This window comes from Sphingobium phenoxybenzoativorans (assembly GCF_001757355.1).
GTDB lineage: Bacteria > Pseudomonadota > Alphaproteobacteria > Sphingomonadales > Sphingomonadaceae > Sphingobium > Sphingobium phenoxybenzoativorans.
The window spans coordinates 1-3,885 of the sequence record NZ_MINO01000146.1 but is presented as its reverse complement, the minus strand read 5'-3'; the positions used below and the strand labels follow the sequence as shown (position 1 = coordinate 3,885).

The following is a 3,885-nucleotide window of genomic DNA, read 5'->3' as shown; positions in this document are numbered from 1 at the left end:
ATTACCGGCGGCGCAGGCGGCTTGTGCGCAACGGGCTTCGGCGGGGCGGGCCGTTCCCGGCATGTCGCGAGCATCGCCAGCCCGGCCGCCAGCAGGATGGCGGCCAAGGCGATCCACCCCCACCGGCGCCGCGACAACCCTCTCCATCCCTGCGCGGGGGGAGGAGAGGGAGTGCCGGTCACGCCCGCCGCGCCTTAGAGCCGGGTCATCGCCATCATTTTTTCGCCATAGCGCGGCCCGGCGGTGCCGCCGAGCGGGGCGGCCTTGTCAAGCGTGGCCAGATCGCCGGCGTCCAGCGTAACGTCGATCGCGGCCATGCTGTCCTCCAGTGTCGCGCGGCGCTTGAAGCCGGGGATCGGCGCGATGCCGTCGCCCTGCGCCAGCAGCCATGCCAGCGCGATCTGCCCGCCGCTGACGCCATGCTTCGCCGCAATGTCCTTCACCGCATCGACGATCTTCAGATTGGCGGCGAAATTCTCCTCCGAATAGCGCGGATCGCCCAGGCGGAAATCGTCCGCCGCCAGGTCCGACCTTTTGGTGATCTGGCCGGTCAGGAACCCCCGGCCCAGCGGACTGAACGGCACAAGGCCGATGTTCAGCTCGCGGCAGAGCGGCAGGATGTCATTCTCGACCTCGCGCTCCCACAGGGAATATTCCGACTGGATCGCGGCCACCGGATGCACCGCGTTGGCGCGGCGGATGGTGGCGACGCCCGCTTCGGACAGGCCCATATGGCGGATCTTGCCCTCGCGCTTCAGCTCGACAAGCACGCCCATAACTTCCTCGATCGGCACATTGGGATCGACGCGGTGCTGATAATAAAGATCGATCGTGTCGATGCCGAGGCGTTTCAACGATCCCTCGCAGGCGCGGCGGATATTCTGCGGCGTGGAATCAAGGCCGCGGACGCCGCCATTATCGTCAAAGGTGAATCCGAACTTGGTGGCGATGATCAGGCCGTCGCGCTTGCCCTTGATGCTGTCGCCCAGAAGCTGTTCGTTGACATGGGGACCGTACACCTCCGCCGTGTCGAAGAAAGTGACGCCCAGATCGATGGCCCGGTGCAGCGTGGCGACCGTTTCATCCTTGGTCCCGGCGCCGTAAACGCCGTCCCCGCCGCCGCCCATCGGCATGCAGCCCACCCCAAGCGCAGAGACCTTCAGATTGTCGCCAAGCGTGCGGTATTTCATATCGGCTCTCCCTTTGGACATGGAAAAATGATCGATCAGGCCGTTGCTTCGCGCTATGAGGCCGCACGGATTGATGAAGGCACAGGCAAGGCATGGCGCGCAGCTATTTCGGCACAGATGGGATCAGGGGCCGGACCAATCAATGGCCCATGACGCCGGAACTGGCGATGAAGGTCGGCATGGCGGCCGGGACGCACTTTCTGCGCGGCAAGCACCGGCACCGGGTGGTGATCGGCAAGGATACGCGCCTGTCGGGCTATATGGTGGAAAACGCCCTCGTTGCCGGCTTCACCGCCGTCGGCATGGACGTGGTGCAATTCGGGCCGATCCCGACGCCCGCCGTCGCCATGCTCGCCCATTCGATGCGCGCGGATCTGGGCGTCATGATCTCGGCCAGCCACAATCCCTATTATGACAATGGCATCAAGCTGTTCGGCCCGGACGGATATAAGCTGTCCGACGCCGACGAGGCGAAGATAGAGGCGCTGCTGGCGGGCGACATCGCGCTGGCGGCGTCGGAACATATCGGCCGCGCCCGCCGCGTGGAGGATGCGCGCGGCCGTTATATCCATGCGGTGAAGTCCAGCTTCCCCGCCGACCTGCGCCTGGACGGCCTGCGCATCGTCGTCGATTGCGCGAACGGCGCCGCCTATCAGGTCGCGCCCTCGGCCCTGTGGGAATTGGGCGCGGAGGTGATTGCGGTCGGCGTGACGCCGGATGGCACCAACATCAATGATGGCTGCGGATCGACCGCGCCGCTGCTGCTGCAGGAGACGGTGCTTTCGGCGGGCGCGGACATCGGCATCGCGCTGGACGGCGACGCCGACCGGCTGATCGTGGTCGATGAGAATGGCGTGATTGTCGATGGCGATCAGATCATGGCGCTGATCGCCGCCAACTGGGCGCGGGAGGGGACGCTGCGCGGCGGCGGCCTGGTCGCGACGATCATGTCCAACCTGGGCCTGGAGCGCTTCCTGTCCGGCAAGGGCATCGGCCTGGAGCGCACCAAGGTCGGCGACCGCTATGTGCTGGAGCGGATGCGCGAGGGCGGCTTCAATGTCGGCGGCGAACAGTCGGGCCACATGATCCTGTCCGACTATGCGACCACCGGCGACGGCACCATCGCCGCGTTGCAGGTGCTGGCGGCGCTGGTCCGCAGCGGCAAGCCGGCGAGCGAATTGCTCCACCAGTTCGACGCCGTGCCGCAGCTTTTGAAAAATGTCCGCTTCTCCGGCGGCAAGCCGCTCGACCATGAGGATGTGAAGAAAACCATCGCGCAGGCGGAGGCGGAACTGAAAGGCTCCGGCCGTCTGGTCATCCGCCCTTCGGGCACCGAACCGGTGATCCGGGTCATGGCCGAGGGCGACCGAGCCGATCAGGTGAAGGATGTCGTCGACCGCATCTGCGCCGCGGTCGAGAAGGCGGCGGCGTGACATATCTTTGCCGTCATTCCCGCGAAGGCGGGAACCTATCTCCCAAGCCATCCACCAGGAACGACGTTCCGGAGATGGGTTCCCGCCTTCGCGGGAATGACGGAAGGATTTGAATGATGCTTGAAATGCGCCCCGATTGCGAACGCTGTGGCACGGACCTGCCGGCCGATGCGGGCGGCGCGTTCATCTGCTCGTTCGAATGCACCTTCTGCGCGCCCTGCGCCGAGGAGATGGACGACATCTGCCCCAATTGCGGCGGCGAACTGCTCGACCGGCCGACGCGCGTGGGCAAGGCGCTGGCGAACAACCCAGCCTCCACGGAGCGGAAGCATAAGGGCGCTTAAGTGGTTCCGCGCGTCCTCATAATTGCCGGGTCGGATAGCGGCGGGGGCGCTGGCATTCAGGCCGATGTGCGGACCGTGACGATGCTGGGCGGCCACGCCATGACCGCGATTACCGCCATCACCGCGCAGAATACGCTGGGAGTTCAGGCCGTGCATCCGGTGCCCACCGATATGGTGGTCGCGCAGATGGAGAGCGTACTGTCCGACATTGGCGCGGACGCGGTGAAGATCGGTATGATCGGCTCCGCGCAGACGGCGCATGCGGTGGCGGATTTCCTTTCTTCGTCATTCCCGCGAAAGCGGGAACCCGTCTCCCCGGCGAACGTCCAGAGCCAAGGTGTGGAGATGGGTTCCCGCCTGCGCGGGAATGACGTTGCCGAGGTGACGCCCATCATCTTCGATCCCGTCATGGTCGCGACCAGCGGTTCAGTGCTGGCCGATGCCGACACCATCGCCGCGTTCGAACGGCTAATGCGGATCGCGACGGTGGTGACGCCCAACATCCCGGAGCTGGCGGCGCTGGGTGGCGATAGCATAGCCAAACGCTTCGGTTGCACGGTGCTGGCCAAGGGCGGGCATGGCGAGGGCGCGACGCTGACCGACCGGCTGTTCGATGCGGGCGGTACGATCAAGCAATGGCGCAGCCAGCGGATCGACACGCCGCACACCCACGGAACCGGCTGCACGCTGGCGAGCGCGCTGGCGACGGGGCTGGCGCAGGGGCTGGGCATCGTCAGCGCCATCGACATGGCCCGGCGCTATGTACGGGACTCTATCAAGCTCGCGCCGGGGCTGGGCGTTGGCCACGGTCCGATGGGCGTGCCGCGCCGTGCCTGATTTCGGGCCGGACTTCGTGCATGAGATGCGCCATCATCCCGGCCTTGTCGCCGGCGTTGATGAGGCGGGGCGGGGGCCTTT

At 66.1% G+C, this 3,885-nt stretch carries 5 protein-coding genes; 3 read left to right on the top strand and 2 right to left on the bottom strand.

Translation table 11 applies throughout. The annotated features are described in order from the left end of the window. Together BHQ40_RS26610 and BHQ40_RS24280 are read right to left on the bottom strand one after the other, a co-directional pair. Window positions 1–182: hypothetical protein (locus BHQ40_RS26610; protein ID WP_216094923.1), on the bottom strand; the 182-nt coding region annotated here is incomplete at its 3' end. Window positions 183–194: 12 nt separating this feature from the next. Continuing rightward, a complete protein-coding gene (locus BHQ40_RS24280; RefSeq protein WP_070158259.1) occupies window positions 195–1,190 on the bottom strand; it encodes an aldo/keto reductase in 996 nt (331 codons plus the stop codon). Window positions 1,191–1,282: 92 nt separating this feature from the next. Here BHQ40_RS24280 and glmM point away from each other — a divergent pair, with 92 nt between their 5' ends. From glmM to thiD, 3 genes are all read left to right on the top strand, one after another. Then, window positions 1,283–2,623: a phosphoglucosamine mutase gene (gene glmM, locus BHQ40_RS24275; protein WP_070158258.1), complete on the top strand. Its 1,341-nt coding sequence runs from the start codon at window positions 1,283–1,285 to the stop codon at window positions 2,621–2,623. A gap of 116 nt (window positions 2,624–2,739) precedes the next feature. After that, window positions 2,740–2,967, top strand: a complete 228-nt coding sequence (locus BHQ40_RS24270) for a DUF1272 domain-containing protein (RefSeq protein ID WP_070158260.1) — start codon at window positions 2,740–2,742, stop codon at window positions 2,965–2,967. Next, window positions 2,968–3,804: a bifunctional hydroxymethylpyrimidine kinase/phosphomethylpyrimidine kinase gene (gene thiD, locus BHQ40_RS24265; protein WP_070158257.1), complete on the top strand. Its 837-nt coding sequence runs from the start codon at window positions 2,968–2,970 to the stop codon at window positions 3,802–3,804. Window positions 3,805–3,885 lie beyond the last annotated feature (81 nt).